At 67.7% G+C, this 19,510-nt stretch carries 17 protein-coding genes; 13 read left to right on the top strand and 4 right to left on the bottom strand.

Annotated features, from left to right (window positions below; translation table 11 throughout):
• Positions 1-73: 73 nt before the first annotated feature.
• Positions 74-547, bottom strand: coding sequence for an Lrp/AsnC family transcriptional regulator (locus ARTB_RS09930; protein ID WP_026266622.1), 474 nt, complete (start codon positions 545-547; stop codon positions 74-76).
• A gap of 195 nt (positions 548-742) precedes the next feature.
• Here ARTB_RS09930 and pdhA point away from each other — a divergent pair, with 195 nt between their 5' ends.
• Genes pdhA through ARTB_RS09915 form a run of 3 tightly spaced genes read left to right on the top strand, consistent with a single transcriptional unit; the run spans position 743 to position 4,364 of the window.
• A complete protein-coding gene (pdhA, locus tag ARTB_RS09925; RefSeq protein WP_374706662.1) occupies positions 743-1,921 on the top strand; it encodes a pyruvate dehydrogenase (acetyl-transferring) E1 component subunit alpha in 1,179 nt (392 codons plus the stop codon).
• Entirely contained in the window at positions 1,921-2,931 is a 1,011-nt protein-coding gene (locus ARTB_RS09920; protein ID WP_243179622.1) for an alpha-ketoacid dehydrogenase subunit beta, read from the top strand. Before pdhA ends, ARTB_RS09920 begins: the two co-directional genes overlap by 1 nt.
• Positions 2,928-4,364, top strand: a complete 1,437-nt coding sequence (locus ARTB_RS09915; RefSeq protein ID WP_243179621.1) for a dihydrolipoamide acetyltransferase family protein — start codon at positions 2,928-2,930, stop codon at positions 4,362-4,364. The genes ARTB_RS09920 and ARTB_RS09915 overlap by 4 nt, the downstream gene beginning before the upstream one ends.
• A gap of 114 nt (positions 4,365-4,478) precedes the next feature.
• Here ARTB_RS09915 and ARTB_RS09910 read toward each other — a convergent pair whose 3' ends face one another.
• A complete protein-coding gene (locus ARTB_RS09910) occupies positions 4,479-5,177 on the bottom strand; it encodes an SACE_7040 family transcriptional regulator (protein ID WP_279294146.1) in 699 nt (232 codons plus the stop codon).
• A 118-nt stretch (positions 5,178-5,295) separates the two neighbouring features.
• On the opposite strand from ARTB_RS09910, the gene ARTB_RS09905 reads away from it, so the two are divergent.
• The 7 genes from ARTB_RS09905 (at position 5,296) to ARTB_RS09875 (ending at position 13,453) form a co-directional block, all read left to right on the top strand.
• On the top strand, positions 5,296-6,903 hold the full coding sequence (locus tag ARTB_RS09905) for a carboxyl transferase domain-containing protein (protein WP_243179619.1): 1,608 nt from the start codon (positions 5,296-5,298) through the stop codon (positions 6,901-6,903).
• A 7-nt stretch (positions 6,904-6,910) separates the two neighbouring features.
• Positions 6,911-9,190 (top strand): ATP-binding protein, encoded by a 2,280-nt coding sequence (locus tag ARTB_RS09900; RefSeq protein ID WP_243179618.1) that lies wholly within the window; start codon positions 6,911-6,913, stop codon positions 9,188-9,190.
• Positions 9,191-9,297: 107 nt separating this feature from the next.
• Positions 9,298-10,461 (top strand): acyl-CoA dehydrogenase family protein, encoded by a 1,164-nt coding sequence (locus ARTB_RS09895; protein ID WP_223914042.1) that lies wholly within the window; start codon positions 9,298-9,300, stop codon positions 10,459-10,461.
• Positions 10,462-10,480: 19 nt separating this feature from the next.
• A complete protein-coding gene (locus tag ARTB_RS09890; protein WP_243179617.1) occupies positions 10,481-11,281 on the top strand; it encodes a CoA transferase subunit A in 801 nt (266 codons plus the stop codon).
• Between the two features lie 2 nt (positions 11,282-11,283).
• Complete coding sequence (locus ARTB_RS09885) at positions 11,284-12,045, top strand: CoA transferase subunit B (protein ID WP_028277096.1); 762 nt, start codon at positions 11,284-11,286, stop codon at positions 12,043-12,045.
• A complete protein-coding gene (locus tag ARTB_RS09880; RefSeq protein ID WP_243179616.1) occupies positions 12,042-12,614 on the top strand; it encodes a MaoC family dehydratase in 573 nt (190 codons plus the stop codon). The genes ARTB_RS09885 and ARTB_RS09880 overlap by 4 nt, the downstream gene beginning before the upstream one ends.
• On the top strand, positions 12,611-13,453 hold the full coding sequence (locus ARTB_RS09875) for an HpcH/HpaI aldolase/citrate lyase family protein (RefSeq protein ID WP_079551424.1): 843 nt from the start codon (positions 12,611-12,613) through the stop codon (positions 13,451-13,453). Before ARTB_RS09880 ends, ARTB_RS09875 begins: the two co-directional genes overlap by 4 nt.
• 440 nt (positions 13,454-13,893) lie before the next feature.
• Here the strand turns inward: ARTB_RS09875 and ARTB_RS09870 are convergent, their stop codons facing one another.
• Together ARTB_RS09870 and ARTB_RS09865 are read right to left on the bottom strand one after the other, a co-directional pair.
• The gene (locus ARTB_RS09870; protein ID WP_243179615.1) at positions 13,894-14,622 is read right to left on the bottom strand and encodes a response regulator; all 729 of its coding nucleotides are present in this window, start codon (positions 14,620-14,622) and stop codon (positions 13,894-13,896) included.
• Complete coding sequence (locus ARTB_RS09865) at positions 14,619-16,199, bottom strand: ATP-binding protein (protein ID WP_243179614.1); 1,581 nt, start codon at positions 16,197-16,199, stop codon at positions 14,619-14,621. The genes ARTB_RS09870 and ARTB_RS09865 overlap by 4 nt, the downstream gene beginning before the upstream one ends.
• A gap of 172 nt (positions 16,200-16,371) precedes the next feature.
• Here ARTB_RS09865 and ARTB_RS09860 point away from each other — a divergent pair, with 172 nt between their 5' ends.
• From ARTB_RS09860 to ARTB_RS09850, 3 genes are read left to right on the top strand one after another with little or no spacing between them, the layout of a single operon-like run.
• The gene (locus ARTB_RS09860; RefSeq protein WP_243179613.1) at positions 16,372-17,418 is read left to right on the top strand and encodes a Bug family tripartite tricarboxylate transporter substrate binding protein; all 1,047 of its coding nucleotides are present in this window, start codon (positions 16,372-16,374) and stop codon (positions 17,416-17,418) included.
• A 2-nt stretch (positions 17,419-17,420) separates the two neighbouring features.
• Positions 17,421-17,960: a tripartite tricarboxylate transporter TctB family protein gene (locus tag ARTB_RS09855; RefSeq protein ID WP_243179612.1), complete on the top strand. Its 540-nt coding sequence runs from the start codon at positions 17,421-17,423 to the stop codon at positions 17,958-17,960.
• Positions 17,953-19,485 (top strand): tripartite tricarboxylate transporter permease, encoded by a 1,533-nt coding sequence (locus tag ARTB_RS09850; protein WP_243179611.1) that lies wholly within the window; start codon positions 17,953-17,955, stop codon positions 19,483-19,485. The genes ARTB_RS09855 and ARTB_RS09850 overlap by 8 nt, the downstream gene beginning before the upstream one ends.
• Positions 19,486-19,510 lie beyond the last annotated feature (25 nt).

Raw genomic sequence — 19,510 nt, 5'->3', positions numbered from 1 at the left:
ACCCAAGGACTCAGGGGGACCCAACGGACACAGCCTAGCGCCGCGGCCGCCCACGGCACAGATGAAAAGCGGATCAGTTATCGGCGGATCCGCGCTCCAGCAGGGGCTGGATCCGGAACGGGATCAGCTCGCCCATCGCCAGTGCGGTATCGGTCCGGTCCACGCCGTCGCACGCCAGTATCTTGCCGTTGATCCGGAACAGGTCCTCGGCGTCGAGCGCCACCACCCGCAGGAGCAGATCGGCCGAGCCCGTCAGGCCGTAGCCCTCCAGGATTTCCGGAATCCCGGCGAGCTCGACGGCGAGGGGTCCGAGCTTCTGCTGCTGGACGTGGACGGAGATGAAAGCCATCAGCGGGTATCCCAGGGACACCGGGTTGATCCGCCGCTCGAAGGAGAGGAACACGTGCTTCTTCTCCAGCTGGGCCATCCTGGCCTGCACCGTATTGCGCGAGAGTCCGAGCTTCTGGGCGAGGGCAACCACGGTCCGCCGGGGGTCCCGCGCCATGGCCGAAAGCAGGCGGGTGTCAGTGCCATCCAAGGTTTGCATAATGCGCAAGATTAGCACGGTTGACGGATGCCAAACAGGGCATAATGCTCAACATTTTTGCGGGTGGTTGTACCCGATGAGCATTGTGAGTAGGGTCACAATTATCCGGGGCAACGGCGCCCGGGCGGCTGGCGCGCCGCGGGATCACGAGTCCTGCGAGTTCCGGTCAGACGACGTCAGAAGGTGCGGACAACAGTGTTTACCGACGACGCGGGCAAGGGCGGCATTGCCGCCGGGGGCCCCGGAAACAGTGAAAATTCTATGAGGCGGACGGGCGGCGACCTCGTCCAGCTCATCACCCCGGCGGGCGAGCGCATCAGCCATCCCGAGTTCGATCCCTGGCTCCAGGACGTCAGCGATGAGCAGCTCTGCGCGCTCTATGAGGACATGGTGGTCATCCGCCGGATCGATGCCGAAGCCACGGCCCTCCAGCGGCAGGGCGAACTGGCACTGTGGCCGCCACTGCTCGGCCAGGAAGCATCCCAGATCGGCTCGGCCCGCGCCCTCCGCGAGGACGATTTTGTCTTCCCGAGCTACCGCGACAACGGCGTCGCCTACTGCCGGGGAGTGAAGCCGGAGGACCTCGTCCGTGCCTGGCGGGGCAATGCCTCCGCCGGCTGGGACCCGTTCACCGTCAACGTTGCCACCCAGCAGATCATCATCGGTGCGCAGAGCCTGCACGCCACGGGCTACGCCATGGGCATCCAGAACGACGGCGCCGACTGCGTCGCCGTGGCCTACTTCGGCGACGGAGCCACGAGCGAAGGCGACGTCAACGAAGCCATGGTCTTCGCCGCGAGCTTCCAGGCGCCTGTCGTCTTCATCTGCCAGAACAACCACTGGGCCATTTCCGAACCCGTCCGGCTGCAGTCCCACATCCAGCTCGCGGACCGCGCCTCAGGCTTCGGCATCCCCAGCATGCGGGTAGACGGCAACGATGTCCTCGCCGTCATGGCAGCCACCCGCATTGCCCTGGACCGTGCCCGGCGCGGCGGCGGCCCCACCTTCATCGAGGCCGTGACCTACCGGATGGGCCCGCACACGACGGCGGACGACCCCACCCGCTACCGGGATGCCAACGAACTCGAGGACTGGGCCGCCAAGGACCCGATCAGCCGGATGAAGTCGCTGCTCGAGCGCAAGGGACTGCTGACCGCGGACCTTGAGGCCGCCGTCGCCGCGCAAGCTGACGCAGTGGCCAAGGAACTCCGGGCCGGGACCATCAACATGCCCGAGCCGCAGCCGCTGGATATCTTCAAGCACGTGTACAGCACGCCCAACTCCTGGCTGGACCGCCAGCAGGAGCACTACTCCCGTTACCTGGCTTCCTTCGGCGATCCCGCAGAAGCCGCTTCTGAAGAAGGTGCACGCTGATGACGCAGATGACCTTTGCCCGAGCCATCAATTCGGGCCTGCGCAAGTCCCTCGAAAACGATCCCAAGGTGGTCCTGATGGGCGAGGACATCGGCGCCCTTGGCGGCGTCTTCCGTGTCACGGACGGGCTGCAGAAAGACTTTGGGAAGCACCGCGTCGTGGACACCCCGCTCGCCGAGTCCGGCATCATGGGCACCGCCGTCGGCCTGGCATACCGCGGCTACCGTCCGGTGGTGGAGATCCAGTTCGACGGTTTCATCTACCCGGCGTTCGACCAGATCGTCAGCCAGGTCGCCAAGATGCACTACCGCACCCAGGGCGCCGTCAAGATGCCCATCACCATCCGCGTGCCCTTCGGCGGCGGCATCGGCTCGCCGGAGCACCACTCGGAATCGCCCGAGGCCTACTTCACCCACACCTCGGGGTTGCGCGTGATCAGCGTGTCCAACCCCCAGGACGCCTACACAATGATCCAGCAGGCCATCGCCTCCGACGATCCCGTCCTGTACTTCGAGCCCAAGCGGCGCTACCACGACAAGGGCGAGGTGGACGAGAGCGTCGACCTGAGTTCTGCCTTGTCCATGGAAAAGGCCCGCGTTGTCACCGAGGGCACGGACGTCACCCTCGTGGCCTACGGCCCGCTCGTCAAGACCGCCCGCGACGCCGCCCTGGCGGCCGCCGACGAAGGCATCTCGGTTGAGGTCATCGACCTGCGCTCGCTGGCACCACTGGACTTCGCCACCCTTGAGGCCTCGGTCCGCAAAACCGGCCGTCTGGTCATCACGCACGAGGCCAGCCAGTCCGGCGGCCTCGGCGCCGAAGTCGCCGCGAGCATCACCGAGCGCTGCTTCTACCACCTCGAGGCCGCTCCCGTCCGCGTGACCGGCTTCGATGTTCCCTACCCTTACTCCAAGCTGGAAATGCACCACCTGCCGGGCCTTGACAGGATTCTCGACGGCGTCGACCGTGCCCTCGGCCGCCCCAACTCCCTTAGCGGGCTGGAAGGATGAGCGCCACCATGATCAAGGAATTCAGGCTCCCGGACCTCGGCGAGGGACTGACGGAATCGGAAATCGTCGCCTGGAAGGTCGCGGTAGGGGATACCGTCACCCTCAACCAGATCATCGCCGAGGTAGAGACGGCCAAGGCCGTCGTCGAGCTGCCCTCGCCGTTTGCCGGCGTTGTCGCGGCCCTGCACGAACAGCCCGGCACCGTTGTTGAGGTCGGGAAGCCGATCGTCTCCTTCGAGATCGAGGGCGACGACGGCGCCGCCGGTTCCGCCGGTGCGGACGGGGCCGCGGCAGGCAAGCGTGAGCCGAACCTCGTGGGCTATGGCGCCGTCCTGGAAGCCTCCGGCCGGCCGGCCCGCCGCGCCCGCACCTTCGCGGCCCCGGCGGCCCCTCCGGCCGTCGCGGCCGAACCGGTGGCATCAGTCCGTGCAGCCGAGCCGGCCGCGCCGGTCCGCGCTGCTGGGCCGGCCGAAACCCAGCCGGTCGAAACGACGCCCGCAACCACAGCTGGCGACATGTCGCCGGGGGAGCGCCCGCGGTCCACGCCTCCGGTGCGCAAGCTGGCCAAGGATCTCGGCGTCGACCTCGAGGCCGTGACCGGTACCGGGGAGCGCGGGCTCATCACCCGCGACGATGTGCTGAACTTCGTCGGCGGCGGGGAGCTGCCCGCGGCCGCCCAGGAACCCGCCGGTGCGACGGCGCAGGCCGCATGGCTTGTCCAGGCCCCGGGCGAGCGCGAGACCCGCACGCCGATCAAGGGCGTACGGAAGTTCACCGCGGCTGCCATGGTGGCCAGTGCCTTCACTGCGCCGCACGTCACCGAGTTCCTGACCGTCGACGTTACGCCCACGATGGAGCTGCTGGCACGGCTCAAGGCCAGCCGCGCGTTCGCCGGGTACAAGCTCACCCCGCTGACACTCGTGTCCAAGGCCGTGCTGATTGCGTTGCGCAACCACCCGACCCTCAACGCCCGGTGGGACGAGGCCAACCAGGAGATCGTCCAGTTCAACTACGTGAACCTGGGCATCGCGGCTGCGACCCCGCGGGGGCTGACCGTTCCGAACATCAAGGACGCGGACCGGATGTCCCTCATGGATCTCTCCTCGGCCCTGACGGAACTGACGGACACGGCCCGGGCCGGGAAGACAAGCCCTGAGGCGCTCTCCGGCGGCACGATCTCCATCACGAACATCGGCGTCTTCGGCATTGACGCCGGCACGCCCATCCTGAATCCGGGCGAGGCAGCCATCCTGGCCCTCGGCGCGGTCCGGAAGATGCCGTGGGAGTACAAGGACGAGGTCGCGCTGCGCCAGGTCATGACGCTCAGCCTGTCCTTCGACCACCGGCTGGTCGACGGCGAGCAGGGCTCGCGGTTCCTCCAGGACCTCGGGGCCATGCTGGCCGATCCGGGCATGGTCCTCGCGATGGTCTAGGTCCCTCTACACAGCTGCCGGCTGCCCCGTCCGAAAGGAAGGGGCGGCCGGCAGCTTCGTGGTGTGCGGGGCCGACCCGCGGACCCGGGAGGGCGCCCGGGACCGGGGAGTTGCTTAGCCGAGCGGCTCGGTGGGGGCCGGTGCCAGGAGCGCGGCCAGCGCCATGCTTTCCAGCAGCGGCCTGGCGCGGCGGACGCCGATCCGGCGTCCGTGGCTGCGCACCGAGTGCGGGGTCGAATTGATCAGCCCGAACGTGGCGTGCGCGCGCATCCGCAGTTCGGCGGCCTCCGTACCCTCGTGCAGTCCGGCCAGCACGTCCACCCAGAGTTCAACGTAGTTGCGCTGAAGCGTGCGGACCTCGGCCTGGTCCTCGCCGGCCAGGTTGCTGAAGTCCTGGTCCTGGACCCGGATGACGTCCGGGTTGCTCAGGGCAAAGTCGACGTGGAAGGCCACCAGCCCGCCCAACGCCGCCAGATCGCCGTCGGAATCGGCCACTACCTTGCGGCCGCCGTCGAGCAGGTCCTGGCTGACACTGAGCAGCAGGGCGCCGAGGACGGCCTGCTTGCCGGCGAAGTGACGGTAGACCGCCGGTCCGCTGACGCCGGCCGCGGCCCCGAGATCCTCCAGGGAAACGCGGTTGAAGCCCTCCAGGGCAAAGAGCGCAGCGGCGGCGGACAGGAGGGCCTGCCGCCTGTTCGCCTTCGCCTGGCTGCGCTGCGTTGAGGCTGCCTGGGTTGACGGAAGCTGGGCAGTCTGGCTGGGCTCGGTCACCGGCGCATCCCCTCGTTGCAAAATGATCCCTGTGTTGGACATCACAGTTAATAGAGACTAACCTAAATCTCAGTTATGCGGTACTAACCGAAATAGTCGGGCGGCCTGAGTTGCCGCTCCGGCGCGCAAGTCCGCGCAGGTCAGGGAACGGAAGCAGTCAATGGAGACAATCGCCAGCCGGGTGGATGCGACGAGCACCGCCTACGCCGCGAACCGGGAGGCCCAACTGGGGCTGGCCGGCGAGCTGAGGGAACGGCTCGCCACCGCCGCGCTGGGCGGGCCCGCGAAGTCCCGGGAACGCCACGTGGCGCGCGGCAAGCTCCTGCCGCGCGAGCGCATTGACCAGCTGCTCGACGACGGCAGCCCCTTCCTGGAGATCGCCCCGCTGGCCGCGGACGGCATGTACGACGGCGACTCGCCCGGTGCAGGCGTCATTGCCGGCATCGGGCTGGTGCACGGCCGCCAGGTGCTGGTCATTTCCAACGACGCCACAGTCAAGGGCGGCACCTACTATCCGATGACAGTGAAGAAGCACCTCCGCGCGCAGGAAATCGCGCTGGAGAACCGGCTGCCCTGCATCTACCTCGTGGACTCCGGCGGGGCGTTCCTGCCCAAGCAGGACGAGGTCTTCCCGGACAAGGAACACTTCGGCCGGATCTTCTTCAACCAGGCGAGGATGTCCGCGGCGAAGATCCCGCAGATCGCGTCCGTGATGGGCTCCTGCACCGCCGGCGGCGCGTACGTTCCGGCGATGAGCGACGAGACCGTGATTGTCCGCAACCAGGGCACCATCTTCCTGGGCGGCCCGCCGCTGGTGAAGGCCGCGATCGGCGAAATCGTGACCGCGGAGGAACTTGGCGGCGGCGACGTGCACTCGAAGATTTCCGGGGTCACGGACCACCTGGCCGAGAACGATGAGCATGCCCTCCAGATCGTCCGCGACATCGTCTCCACCCTGCCGAAGCCTGCCGCACCCGTCTGGGACGTGGACACCGCCGTCGAGCCCGTTGCCGACCCGGATGAGCTCTACGGTGCCGTGCCCACGGACGTCAACGCCCAGTACGACGTGCGTGAGGTCATCGCCCGGCTGGTCGACGGCAGCCGGTTCCACGAGTTCAAGAAAAACTACGGCACCACCCTGGTCACGGGCTTCGCCAAGCTGCACGGCCACCCCGTGGGCATCGTGGCGAACAACGGCGTGCTGTTCAGCGAGTCCTCCCTCAAGGGAGCGCACTTCATCGAACTGTGCGACCAGCGCGGGATCCCGCTGATCTTCCTGCAGAACCTCTCCGGCTTCATGGTCGGCAAGGACTACGAACAGGGCGGCATCGCCAAGAACGGCGCCAAGATGGTCACCGCCGTCGCCACCGCCCGCGTGCCCAAGCTGACCGTCGTGATCGGCGGGTCCTTTGGCGCCGGGAACTACTCGATGTGCGGACGCGCCTACTCCCCGCGCTTCCTGTGGATGTGGCCGGCGTCGCGGATCTCCGTGATGGGCGGCAACCAGGCTTCCAGCGTGCTCGCGACCGTGAAGCGGGACCAGTACGAGGCCCGCGGCGAGGAATGGTCCGCCGCGGACGAGGAAGCCTTCAAGGCCCCCATCAAGGCCCAGTACGAGGACCAGGGCAGCCCCTACTACTCCACCGCCCGCCTCTGGGACGACGGCGTGATCGACCCCGCGGACACCCGCACCGTCCTGGGACTGGCGCTCGACGTCGTCTCCCGCGCCCCGCTGCCGGAGACCTCCTTCGGCCTCTTCCGGATGTGAGCCAGCCATGAACCTTTCTTCGCCGACCATCTCTTCGCCCACCACGCCTTCCGTGGCCACCCCTCCAGCCACCCCCACAACCGGCACCCCGTTGTTCGGCACCGTGCTCGTCGCCAACCGCGGCGAAATCGCCTGCCGCGTCATCCGGACCCTGCGCGCCCTCGGCATCCGTTCGGTCGCCGTCTATTCCGACGCCGACGCCGACGCGCGGCACGTGCGGGAAGCCGACGTGGCGGTCCGGATCGGCCCCGCCGCGGCCACCGAGAGCTACCTCAAGATCGAGGCCATCATCCAGGCCTGCCGCGACACCGGCGCCGAGGCCGTGCACCCCGGCTACGGCTTCCTGAGCGAGAACGTCGACTTCGCCCGTGCCCTCGAAGCCGCCGGGATCACGTTCATCGGCCCCGGCGTCGAATCCCTCAACGTCATGGGCGACAAGATCCGCTCCAAGAACCACGTCACCGGCTACGGCGTCCCCGTGGTCCCGGGCATCGCTGAACCCGGCATGAGTGACGCGCAGCTGATCGAGGCCGCGGCCGGCGTCGGGTTCCCGCTGCTGATCAAGCCCTCCGCCGGCGGCGGCGGGAAGGGCATGCACATCGTCGAACGCGCCGAGGACCTGGAAGCCACCCTGGCCACCGCACGCCGGGTCGCCGCGAGTGCGTTCGGCGACGACACCTTGTTCCTGGAACGGCTCGTGCTCACGCCGCGGCACATCGAGGTCCAGATCCTGGCGGACAACCACGGCAACGTCATCCACCTGGGGGAGCGCGAGTGCTCGCTGCAGCGCCGCCACCAGAAGGTCATCGAGGAAGCACCGTCCCCGCTGCTGGAATCCCTGCCCGACGGAGCGGAGATCCGCGCCCGGATCGGCGAGGCCGCCTGCCAGGCCGCGCGCAGCGTCCACTACTCCGGCGCCGGGACCGTGGAATTCCTGGTCTCGGACGCCGCCCCGGACGAGTTCTTCTTCATGGAGATGAACACCCGCCTGCAGGTCGAACACCCGGTCACCGAGATGGTCACCGGCATTGACCTCGTCGAATGGCAGGTGCGCATCGCCGCCGGCGAGGAACTTACGTTGACCCAGGCCGACGTCGTCCTGACCGGCCACTCCGTGGAGGCACGCGTCTACGCTGAGGTGCCGGAGAAGAACTTCCTGCCCTCCGGCGGTGAAGTGCTGCTGCTGGACGAATTGCCCGGCCCGGCCCAGCGCCCGAGTGCTCCGGCCCGCAACGAAGTCGAAACGGCCCACGGCCGCGTCCGGGTGGACTCCGCCCTCGTCCACGGACTCGAGATCTCCTCCAGCTACGATCCGATGATTTCCAAGGTCATTGCCTGGGGCCAAGACCGAACGACTGCCCTCGATACCTTGGACGAGGCGCTCGCCGGGTACACAGTGCTGGGCATCGATACCAATGTTGAATATCTCCGGCTGCTGGCCAACGACGCCGACGTCCGCGCCGGCCGGCTCGACACCGGCCTGATCGAACGCAAGATGCCGGAATTCAGCTTCCGGCGGGTGGGCGACAGCGAACTTGTGGTCGCCGCACTGTACGCCTTGGCCATGGCGGAGGAAGCCAAGCAGGAGGAGCGTGAAGGCAGCCCGTGGCAGCGCCGCGACGGCTGGCGGATCGGTGCGCCGGCGCCGCGCCGGATCAGCCTGGGAACCCCCGACGGGGGCGTCGCCACAGTGGAGGTGAGGGGCCCGGTCGCGGGGGAGCAAGTCACTGTAAGGGTTAACGGAGGTCCGCAGCTCACAGCCTTCATGGAGTTCACCGCGCGGGATCGTCCGGTGCTCACCCTCGAGGGCGAGACCAGCAGTTATGCACTTGCACCCGTTCGCACCGGTCCTCCCGCCCAGAGCTGGATGGCTCCCGATCCCCGCGTCCTGTCGGAAATCTTCCTCGGCAGCGAGGGCTGGTCCTGCCGCCTTGAGGTGCTCACCCGGGAGACCCGGCTTGCCCGGGTGTTGGCGGCGATCGAACGCGAGGAAGGCGCCGCCGACCCGGCGGTGCGCTCGCCGATGCCCGGCACCGTGGTGTCCGTGTCCGTCAGCAACGGCGACACCGTGGAGGCCGGCCAGGTCCTGCTCTCGGTCGAAGCCATGAAGATGGAGCACCAGCTCGTGGCGCCCTTGGACGGAACCGTCCACATCAGCGTCGGCTCCGGCGACCTCGTCAAGGCAGACCAGGTGCTGGCGACGATCCACCCCGCCGTCCCGACGGAGCCCTCGAAAGCCGAGGACACGATCGAGGAAGCGGTCATCGCCATGGGCGCGGCCGAATGACCGCACCCTACTGACACCACCGCCCTCACCCCGGCTGACCAGCCACAGCGCAGCCAACACCCCTTTTCACCAGACCACAGATGTACCTCAGACACAGGAGACACCCCATGGCAGATTTTGAACTCAGCGAGGACTACCAGATCCTTAGCGACACCGTCCGCGAATTCGCCGACGAGGTGGTGGCCCCTGTCTCCGCCAAGCACGACGAAGAGCACAGCTTCCCCTACGAGGTCGTCTCCCAGATGGCGGACATGGGCCTGTTCGGCCTGCCGTTCCCGGAAGAGTTCGGCGGCATGGGCGGGGACTACTTCGCTCTGGCCCTGGCCCTGGAACAGCTCGGCCGGGTGGACCAGTCTGTCGCGATCACCCTCGAGGCCGGCGTCTCGCTCGGTGCGATGCCGATCCACCGCTTCGGCAACGAGGCGCAGAAGCAGGAATGGCTGCCGCTGCTGGCCTCCGGCAAGGCGCTCGCCGGCTTCGGCCTGACCGAGCCGGAAGCCGGCTCGGACGCCGGCGGGACGAAGACCACCGCCAAGCTGGGCGGCGGAGAGTGGGTCATCAACGGCAACAAGGAGTTCATCACCAACTCCGGCACCGACATCACCAGGCTCGTCACCGTCACCGCGGTCACCGGCCAGGAGGAACGCGCGGACGGCAGCATCAAGAAGGAAATCTCCACCATCCTGGTGCCCACCAACACTCCGGGCTTCACCGCGGAAAAGGCCTACAACAAGGTCGGCTGGAACGCCTCGGACACCCACCCGCTGACGTTCAACAACGTCCACGTCCCCGAGGAGAACCTGCTCGGTACCCAGGGCCGCGGCTACGCCAACTTCCTCTCCATCCTGGACGAAGGCCGGATCGCGATCGCGGCCCTGGCCGTCGGCGCCGCCCAGGGATGCGTGGACCAGTCGGTGAAATACGCCAAGGAACGCAGCGCGTTTGGGCAGAACATCGGCAAATACCAGGCCATCGCATTCAAGATCGCCCGGATGGAAGCCCGCGCCCACACGGCCCGCCTGGCCTACTACGACGCGGCCGCCCGGATGCTTGCCGGCAAGCCGTTCAAGACGCAGGCGGCCATCGCTAAGATGGTCGCAGGCGAGGCAGCCATGGACAACGCGCGGGACGCCACCCAGGTGTTCGGCGGCTATGGCTTCATCAACGAATTCACCGTGGCGCGCCACTACCGCGACTCCAAGATCCTTGAAGTCGGCGAGGGCACCACGGAGGTCCAGCTGATGCTGATCGCCCGCGAACTGGGACTGTAGCCGGCCGGAAGGATCACCGATGATCAACAAAGTTGTTGCCAGCGCCGCCGAGGCTGTCGCGGACATCCACGACGGCGCCTCGCTCGCCGTCGGCGGGTTCGGGCTGTGCGGCATTCCCGTGACGCTGATCGAGGCCCTGCATGAGCGCGGTGCCACGGACCTGGAAACCGTCAGCAACAACTGCGGCGTCGACGACTGGGGCCTCGGGATCCTGCTCAAGGACGGCCGGATCCGGCGCACCATCAGCTCCTACGTGGGGGAGAACAAGGAGTTCGCCCGGCAATACCTTTCCGGCGAGCTGGAGGTGGTCCTCACCCCGCAGGGCACGCTGGCCGAAAAGCTGCGCGCCGGCGGCGCGGGTATCCCCGCGTTCTACACCCCGGCCGGCGTCGGCACCCAGGTGTCCGAAGGCGGCCTGCCGCAGAAGTACGACGCCGAGGGCAACGTCGCGATTGCCTCCGCCCCGAAGGAAGTCCGCAGCTTCCACGGCGCCGAGTACGTGCTGGAGGAATCGCTGACGCCCGACTTCGGCCTCGTGCACGCCTGGAAGGGTGACCGCCACGGCAACCTCGTCTTCCACGCCACGGCCATGAACTTCAACCCGCTGTGCGCCATGGCAGGGAAGATCACCATCGCCGAGGTCGAGGAGCTCGTGCAGCCGGGGGAGCTGGACCCGGAGCACGTCCACGTCCCGGGGATCTTCGTCCAGCGCGTGGTTCTGGCCCCGCAGGGCGAGAAACGCATTGAAAAGCGGACGGTTGCGGTGGCCACCAGCGCCTCCGGCACACCAAAACTGTCGCCGGAGCAGGCAGGAGCCTAGCCGTGGAAACGAACAAAGCCGCAGAGGCCCCGCCCCGTCCCGAGGCCGTGCGCCACGAATACCGGCGCTCCGCCGTCGAACACGCCGCCGGTGCTGAGGGCAAGGGCTGGACCCGCAATGAACTCGCGGCCCGCGTCGCGCAGGAACTGCACAACGGCCAGTACGTCAACCTCGGCATCGGCATGCCGACGCTGATACCCAACTACATTCCGGCCGGCGTCGAGGTGGTGCTGCATTCGGAGAACGGCATCCTGGGCGTCGGGCCGTACCCGGCCGAGGATGAAGTCGACCCCGACCTGATCAATGCCGGCAAGGAAACCGTCACGGTCAACAAGGGCGCGGCGTTCTTCGATTCCGCAGCCTCCTTCGGCATGATCCGGGGCGGCCACGTCGACGTGGCCGTGCTCGGCGCCATGGAGGTCGCCGTCAACGGCGACCTCGCCAACTGGATGATCCCGGGCAAGATGGTCAAGGGCATGGGAGGCGCGATGGACCTGGTGTTCGGGGCCAAGAAGGTGATCGTGATGATGGATCACGTGGACCGCAACGGCAAGCCGAAAATCGTGGAAACCTGCACGCTGCCGTTGACCGGCAAAGGCTGCGTGGACCGGATCATCACCGACCTCGCCGTGATCGACGTCGTGACCGAGGGCGGGAAGTCCCGGCTGGTGCTGCGGGAACTGGCGCCGAACGTGTCCGTGGAGGACGTCGTGGCGGCCACCGGAGCCGAACTCTTTGAGGAAGACCAGGAACTGACCGTATGAGTGATGCAGGCACGACTTCACCGGGCACAGGCGCGCACCCGGGTACCGGCACCCCCCGGGTGATTGAGCAGCGCGGCCTCTATTTCGATGAGCTGGAGGAGGGCGTGGTCTACGCCCACCGGCCGGGCCGGACGGTTACGGAGACGGATAACGTCCTGTTCACCACCATGACCATGAACACCCAGGCCCTGCACCTCGACGCGGCCTGGAGCGCCGGGCAGCCCTTCGGCCAGCGGCTGATGAATTCGATGTTCACCCTGGCCACCGTGGTGGGCCAGTCCGTGCCGCAGCTGACCCAGGGCACCATCATCGCCCAGCTCGGCCTGACGGATGTGTCTTTTCCGCACCCGCTGTACCACGGGGACACCCTCTACACGGAGACGGTGGTGACCGGGAAGAGGCTGTCCGCGTCCCGCCCGGGGCAGGGCATCGTGACCATGCAGCACACCGGACGGAACCAGCACGGGGACGTGGTGGCGCTCGCCGCCCGCAGTTGCCTGATGTGGACACGCGAGGCCCACGCCGCTGCCGAGCTGGAAGCGGCGCAAAAGGGGAGAATAGAGACATGAGTTTCCTGATGGGCCCTGCCCTGCTGTTCTGCCCCGCCGACCGCCCCGAGCGGTACCAGAAAGCCGCGGAACGCGCCGATACCGTGATCGTAGACCTTGAGGACGCCGTTGCCCCTGCCGACAAGCAGCGGGCCCGCGGCGCCATCCTTGCCCAGCTTGGCGCCACCGGCGACGTCCCGGAACTGGATCCGTCCCGCACGATCGTACGGGTCAACCCGGCCGGCACGGACGAGTTCGAGAAGGACCTGCACTGCCTCAAGCACACGCCCTACCGGCACATCATGCTGGCCAAGGCGGAGAGCGCTGCCCAGCTGAGGGAACTCGAGGGCTACAGCGTAATTGCCCTCTGCGAGACGGCCGCCGGCGTCCTCAACGCCGCCGCCATCGCCGCCGAGCCCAATGTGGTGGCCCTGATGTGGGGTGCGGAGGACCTGCTGGCATCGCTCGGCGGAACCTCGAGCCGGGCGGAGGACGGCAGCTACCGGGCCGTCGCGCTGCACGCCCGTTCCAGCGTGCTGCTGGCCGCCGGCGCCTTCGGCAAGGACGCGATCGACGCCGTTTACGTCAACATCCCGGATCTGGCCGGTCTGGCCCTCGAATCCCGTGACGCGGTGGCATCCGGATTCTCGTCCAAGGCCTGCATCCATCCGGACCAGGTGGCCGTCGTCCGCGAAGCCTACGCACCCTCCGAGGCCGACGTCTCGGCAGCCGCGGAGCTGCTCGATGCCGCCTCCGCAGCCGGCTCGGGCGTCTTCCAGTTCAAGGGCAAGATGGTCGACGGGCCCATCCTCAAGCACGCCGCGTCCACACTGCGCCGCGCGGGCCGCGTCGGGTCCTGACCGCGGGACGGCTACCCACCGACACGTGCTCTGGGTTAGTGGGCTGGCCGGCGTCCCGGGGCTGGCGCCGGGCATCGTCGTGGATGCATCTCGACCAGTCTCCGCGGCCACTGCCAATGGGTCCTGAGTGGCTGCCGGCGTCCCGGAGGATGGCCGGGCATCGTCGTGGGTGCAGAGGTGGGATCCGGCCGGGGTTGACTTCGTCGATTCGCCTCAGATGGCCGGATTGGCTGGTCCTATTGCGGCCATCTGCGTCGAATGGGTGGCTTGTGGCTCTGAACCTCGGCCAGTCTCCGCGGCCCGTGCCCCGCATTTGTGCCACGTGTCCCGGGCTGCCCCAAGAACTGGGCATGCTCAGTGTGGCCGTCATGAACTGGGCATGCTCAGTGTGGCCGTCATGAACTGGACATGCTCAATGCTGCCTCCAAGAACCGGACATGTCAGCGGCGCCAGAGGTAGCGGTTCTCCGGTCGGCCCGCGGCTCCGTAGCGGGGCGTCAGCCGGGCATGGCCGTGAACTACGAGGTACTCGAGGTAGCGGCGGGCGCTGACCCGGGACAGGCCCAGTTGCAGCGCCAGGCCGGCCGCCGAGACGTCCTCCGGACTGGCCTTCAGTGCCTCGATGACCGCGTCCAGGGTGGGGCGCGACAGTCCCTTGGGCAGCCGTACGGCGGCCTGGTCTGGCTGGGCGGCCTGACCCGCCGGGGTTTCCGCCGCCCCGGACCGGCGGGAGGGCGCCACCAGGCGGTCGATGCTCGCCTGGTCAAGCGGCCCGGAAGCGCCGGAGGCCAGATGGTCCCGCAGCATGACGTACTCGTCGAGCCGTTCGTTCAATGCCTGCGAGGAAAAGGGCTTGACCAGGTAGTGCAGCACACCGCCGGCCATCGCGCCGCGGACCGTGTCAAGCTCCCTGGACGCGGTGATCACGAGGACATCCACGGGCCGCCGGCGCGCGCGCAGCCGCTGCAGGACGTCCAGGCCGGACATGTCCGGCAGATGGATGTCCAGCAACACCAGCTCCGGGCCCAGCTCCGCGGCCAGATCGATGCCCTGCTGCCCGGTGTGGGCCATGGCCACGACGTCGAATCCGCCGCGTGCGAGCAGGAACCCGTGATGGATCCCGGCCACTGCTACGTCATCGTCAATGATGAGGGTGCGTATGGCGCTCATTGGTTTTGTAGTTCCGCCTCTTTTGTCCTGAGCACTACCGAGAAGCAGGCTCCGCCCAACACCGATGAGGATACTGCCGCCCGGCCTCCGCGCCGGAGGGCAACCCGCTGGACCAGGGCCAGCCCAAACCCGCGGCTGTTGATTCCCTCGGACTCCTTGCTGGTCACGCCGGGCTCGAACACTTTAGCGCGTTCAGGAACCGGGACGCCGGGTCCGTCGTCCTCCACCACGATGGTCCGCCCGCCGTCGGCACTCTCGCCCAGCCGGATGGCAACAGTGCTGTCGTAACCCGCAGCGTCCACAGCGTTGTCGATCAGGTTGCCCAGCACCGTGATGACGTCGCCTGAGTCATCAACCGAGCACAGCGAATCCGGGCTGACGATGATCTCGATGCCGCGCTCGGCGCAGACCGTGGACTTGGCGATCAGCAGCGCCTGGACCCCGTGGTCGGTGATTCCGGCCGCCAGCGGCCGGTTCGCGAAGACGGCGTCGTTGTGGCTGCGGCCCAGGTATTCGATGGCTTTGTCCTGCTTTCCGAGCTCCAGCAGCCCGGAGATGACGTGCAGTTTGTTGGCAAATTCGTGCGCCTGGGCGCGGAGTGCCTGCGTCACGTCCACGGCGCCGTCGCGGTCACGCAGGACGGTGTGGAGCTCCGTGCGGTCGCGCAGGATCAGCACCTTGCCGACTTCGCGGCCGTCGACGGTGGCCGCATTGACCTTGCCCAGCAGTATCCGTTCACCCGAGAGCACCAGTTCCTCCGTGGCGGATCCGGCCGAGAGCAAGCGGAGGACCGCCGGTTCCAGGCTTGCCTCTGCAGGGGTCCCGGTGATGTCCCCGGCCAGGGCGAGCAGGCGGCGTGCCTCATCGTTGACCAGCGCGACCCTGCCGTCGGCGTCCACCGCCACCAGTCCTTCACCCAGGCCGTGGAGCATGGCGTCGCGCGTTTCCAGCAGGGCAGCGATGTCCTCGGGCTCGAGTTTGTAGATCCGCCGCCACACCAGTTTCGAGACATACATCGCGCCCATCGAACTCAGCAGCGCCGCCCCGAGCAGCCAGCCGAACAGCTGCGGCATGTCCTCATGGAGGTCAGCGGCCAGGGTGCTCTCCAGCACTCCCACGGATGCGGAGCCGATCACGGCGCCGGCCGCATCGAAGATAGGAACCTTCACCCGCCAGGACTCACCGAGTGTGCCCGTCTGGGTACCCACATAGATCTCCCCGGACAGCGGCACGGACGGATCGGTGGAGACCGGCCGGCCGATTTCCGCCGGATTGGGGTGCGACTGCCGGACCCCGTGCCGGTCCGTCACCACCACATAGGTGACGTTGGATGCCTGCCGGATGACTTCCGCGATCGGCTGGATGGTCTGCGCCGGCGACGATGTGCCGAACGCGTTGATGACCGAGGGCAGCTGGGCAACACTTTCGGCGACGCCGATCAGCCTGCCCTTGTAGGCGTCACGGAGCTGTTGTTCCTGCATCCGGATGGTCACGGCCCCCACCACCGTGAGGACAGCCAGCACGATGCCCAGCTGCAATGCGACCAGCTGGAACCGAAGGGGAATCCTGTGAAACATGTCACAAGTTTCCCATTGCGGGCGCAGCCCGGCCGCCAAAAAGACGGCCAGGGCCGTGACCAATATGACCACTACTACCTATACGGCCAAATGCTGTTGCCGTTCGGCGGGCGCTCCTAGGGTCAGTGACGTGATTCCAATGATGTGCATCACATTCGCTCAAGGAGAAACCATGACTGCCCAGAACTTTTTCACGCGGCCCGCTTTCACGCGTCCCACCCACACACGTCGCGCCGCCCTCATTGCCGGCGCCGCCGGAGTCGTCCTGGCCATGTCCGCCTGCGCGGGAAGCGGAACCGGCACGGCTGCCGGCGGGTCCGCGGGTGCCGATCCGATCAAGAAGCTAAGCATCATCGTCCCGGCCAACCCCGGCGGCGGCTGGGACCAGACCGGACGCGCCATGCAGCAGGACCTGCAGACCAACAAACTCGTCTCCTCCGCCCAGGTCACTAACATTGGCGGCGGCGGCGGGACCAACGGCCTCGCCAAGCTCGCCACCGAGAAGGACGTCAACACCCTCATGGTGATGGGCTACGTCATGGTGGGTGCGGTCGAGACCAATGGCGCCAAGACCCGGCTCGAAGACACCACCCCGATCGCGCGGCTCACCGAAGAGCCGCTGGTTCTCGTCGTGCCGTCGTCGTCGAAATACCAGTCGGTCGCCGACCTCGTCGCGGACATCAAGGCCAACGGCAAGGGCGTGGCCATCACGGGTGGCTCGGCCGGGGGCGCGGACCACATCCTGGCCGGGCAGATCCTGAAATCCCAGGGCGTGGAAGCGGACAAGCTGAACTACATCGGCTACTCCGGTGGCGGCGAGTCCATCGCGGCGCTGCTCGGCAACAAGGTCCAGGCCGGCATCTCCGGCGTGGGCGAGTATGCCGAACAGGTCAAGGCCGGCAAGGTCCGGGCGCTCGCCGTCTCCGGAAAGGCCGAGGCCCCGGCGCTTCCCGGGATCAAGCCGCTCAAGGACCAGGGGATCGACGTCGTGCTGACCAACTGGCGCGGCGTGGTGGCCCCCGGGTCCATCGACGACGCCCAGCGAGCGAAGCTGACCGACGTCGTCACCAAGCTGCACGCGTCCGAGGCCTGGAAGTCCACCCTGACCAAGAACAACTGGGACGACGCGTTCCTGGCCGGTGACGGCTTCAAGACCTTCCTGACCGAGGACATCGCCAAGGTCAAGACCACCCTGACCCAGATCGGCCTGGTCAAGTAACAGTGTCTGACCTCGCATCAACGTCGGCACCCGCCGCGGCGCCCGCCAAACGGCCGACAGGGGAGATCCTGTTCGCCCTCGTGTTCGTCAGCGTGGGCGTCGCGGGCCTGGCGACGGCGGGATCCATTCCGATCCCGCCGTCGGAGACCGGCATCGGCCCGCGGGCCTTCCCCTACATCGTGTGTGGCTTGCTGGTGCTGTGCGGCGCCGGGGTGGTCCTGCAGGTCCTCCGCGGCAAAGTCGGGCAGGCCGAGGACAGCGAAGACCTGGACGTGACCGCCAAGACCGACTGGGTGGCCCTGGCCAAACTCGTGGGTTTCGTGGTGCTGCACATCTTCCTGATCGAGCCGGCCGGCTGGCCGGTGGCCGCCGCCGTGCTCTTCAGCGGTGCCGCCTGGTCCCTGGACGCCAAACCCCTCTGGAAGGCGATCGGCGTGTCCGTGATCCTGGCGCTGGTGCTGCAGTACGTCTTCGGCGGCCTGCTCGGCGTGTCCCTGCCGCCGGGGCCGCTGCTCGAGGGGGTGCCGTTCTTCCATGGATAGCTTCATGCTCCTGCTCGAGGGATTCAGCACCGCGCTGCAGCCCGTCTACCTGCTCTACGCGCTGGGCGGGGTCTTCGTCGGCACCGCCGTCGGGGTGCTGCCCGGCATTGGCCCCGCCATGACCGTGGCCCTGCTCATGCCCATCACGTATGCCCTGGACCCCGCGGCCGCGTTGATCGTGTTCGCCGGGATCTACTACGGCGGCATGTACGGCGGTTCCACCACTTCCATCCTGCTGAACACGCCGGGCGAGTCCTCCTCGATCGTCACGGCGCTTGAAGGGAACAAGATGGCCAAAGCCGGCAGGGGAGCGGCAGCCCTGGCGACGGCGGCGATCGGATCCTTCATCGCGGGCACCATCGCCACGGTCCTGCTGACCTTCCTGGCACCCGTCGTGGCCGACTTCGCCGTCGGCCTCGGCCCCGTGGATTACGTGGCCCTCATGGTGGTGGCCTTCCTGACCGTCGGCGCGCTGCTGGGCGCCTCCGTCCTGCGCGGCCTGGCATCCCTGGCGCTCGGGCTGTTCATCGGCCTGATCGGCATCGATGACAGCACGGCCCAGCAGCGCTTCACGTTCGACAACCCCACCCTGGTGGACGGCGTCGACATGGTCCTCGTGGCCGTGGGCCTCTTTGCCCTCGGCGAGGCGCTATATGTCGCATCGAAGCTGCGGCACGGCCCGGTGGAGCTGATCCCGGTCAGCAAGGGCAAGAACGCCTGGCTGTCCAAGGAGGACTGGAAGCGGTCCTGGAAGCCGTGGCTGCGCGGAACCTTCATCGGGTTCCCGATCGGCACCGTCCCGGCCGGCGGCGCGGACGTCTCCACGTTCCTGTCCTACGCCGCCGAGCGGAAGCTGGCCAAGGGCGCCAACAAGGCCCAGTTCGGCAAGGGCGCGATCGAAGGCGTCGCCGGACCGGAAGCGGCCAACAACGCGGCGGCCGCCGGTGTCCTGGTGCCGTTGCTGACCCTCGGAATCCCGACGACGGCGACGGCGGCCATGATGCTCACGGCGTTCCAGCGCTACCAGATCCAGCCCGGTCCGCTCCTGTTCGAAAACCAGGGCGCGCTTGTCTGGACCCTGATCGCGTCGCTGTACGTCGGCAACCTCATGCTGCTGGTGCTGAACCTGCCCCTGGTGGGCCTGTGGGTGAAGATCCTGCAGATCCCGCGGCCCTACCTCTACGCCGGCATCCTGGTCTTCGCCGCGCTCGGCGCCTTCTCGGTGAACTTCTCCCCGAGCGACGTCGGCATCCTGCTGGTGGTGGGCATCCTGGGCTACTTCATGCGCCGCTACGGCTATCCCGTGGCGCCCATGGTGGTGGCGATGATCCTGGGGCCGATGTTCGAGGTGCAATTGCGGCGTTCGCTGCAGCTCTCGCAAAACGACCCCACGGCCTTGTTCTCCTCGCCATTCGCCCTGGTGGTGTACGTCTCCATGGCACTGATCTTCGCCGCCTCGTGGTGGCTGCGCCGCCGCCAGACAACGTTGGAGGCTGCGCCGGCGAAGGAAGAGGTCTCCGTCTAAGCGCGGGCGTTGAACTGAATTTGCC

The sequence above is a fragment of the Arthrobacter humicola genome (assembly GCF_022803015.1).
GTDB classification, from domain to species: domain Bacteria; phylum Actinomycetota; class Actinomycetes; order Actinomycetales; family Micrococcaceae; genus Arthrobacter; species Arthrobacter humicola_A.
The sequence above is the reverse complement of the archived record's forward strand: the minus strand, read 5'-3'. Positions and strand labels throughout refer to the sequence as shown.

Coding starts and splice junctions, on each gene's coding strand:
- ARTB_RS09870 (WP_243179615.1), bottom strand. CDS start 14,622: ATGAGCGCCATACGCACCCTCATCATTGACGATGACGTAGCAGTGGCC.
- ARTB_RS09850 (WP_243179611.1), top strand. CDS start 17,953: ATGGATAGCTTCATGCTCCTGCTCGAGGGATTCAGCACCGCGCTGCAG.
- ARTB_RS09880 (WP_243179616.1), top strand. CDS start 12,042: ATGAGTGATGCAGGCACGACTTCACCGGGCACAGGCGCGCACCCGGGT.
- ARTB_RS09890 (WP_243179617.1), top strand. CDS start 10,481: ATGATCAACAAAGTTGTTGCCAGCGCCGCCGAGGCTGTCGCGGACATC.
- ARTB_RS09895 (WP_223914042.1), top strand. CDS start 9,298: ATGGCAGATTTTGAACTCAGCGAGGACTACCAGATCCTTAGCGACACC.
- ARTB_RS09910 (WP_279294146.1), bottom strand. CDS start 5,177: ATGTCCAACACAGGGATCATTTTGCAACGAGGGGATGCGCCGGTGACC.
- ARTB_RS09930 (WP_026266622.1), bottom strand. CDS start 547: ATGCAAACCTTGGATGGCACTGACACCCGCCTGCTTTCGGCCATGGCG.
- ARTB_RS09920 (WP_243179622.1), top strand. CDS start 1,921: ATGACGCAGATGACCTTTGCCCGAGCCATCAATTCGGGCCTGCGCAAG.
- ARTB_RS09875 (WP_079551424.1), top strand. CDS start 12,611: ATGAGTTTCCTGATGGGCCCTGCCCTGCTGTTCTGCCCCGCCGACCGC.
- ARTB_RS09860 (WP_243179613.1), top strand. CDS start 16,372: ATGACTGCCCAGAACTTTTTCACGCGGCCCGCTTTCACGCGTCCCACC.
- ARTB_RS09915 (WP_243179621.1), top strand. CDS start 2,928: ATGAGCGCCACCATGATCAAGGAATTCAGGCTCCCGGACCTCGGCGAG.
- ARTB_RS09905 (WP_243179619.1), top strand. CDS start 5,296: ATGGAGACAATCGCCAGCCGGGTGGATGCGACGAGCACCGCCTACGCC.
- ARTB_RS09900 (WP_243179618.1), top strand. CDS start 6,911: ATGAACCTTTCTTCGCCGACCATCTCTTCGCCCACCACGCCTTCCGTG.
- ARTB_RS09865 (WP_243179614.1), bottom strand. CDS start 16,199: ATGTTTCACAGGATTCCCCTTCGGTTCCAGCTGGTCGCATTGCAGCTG.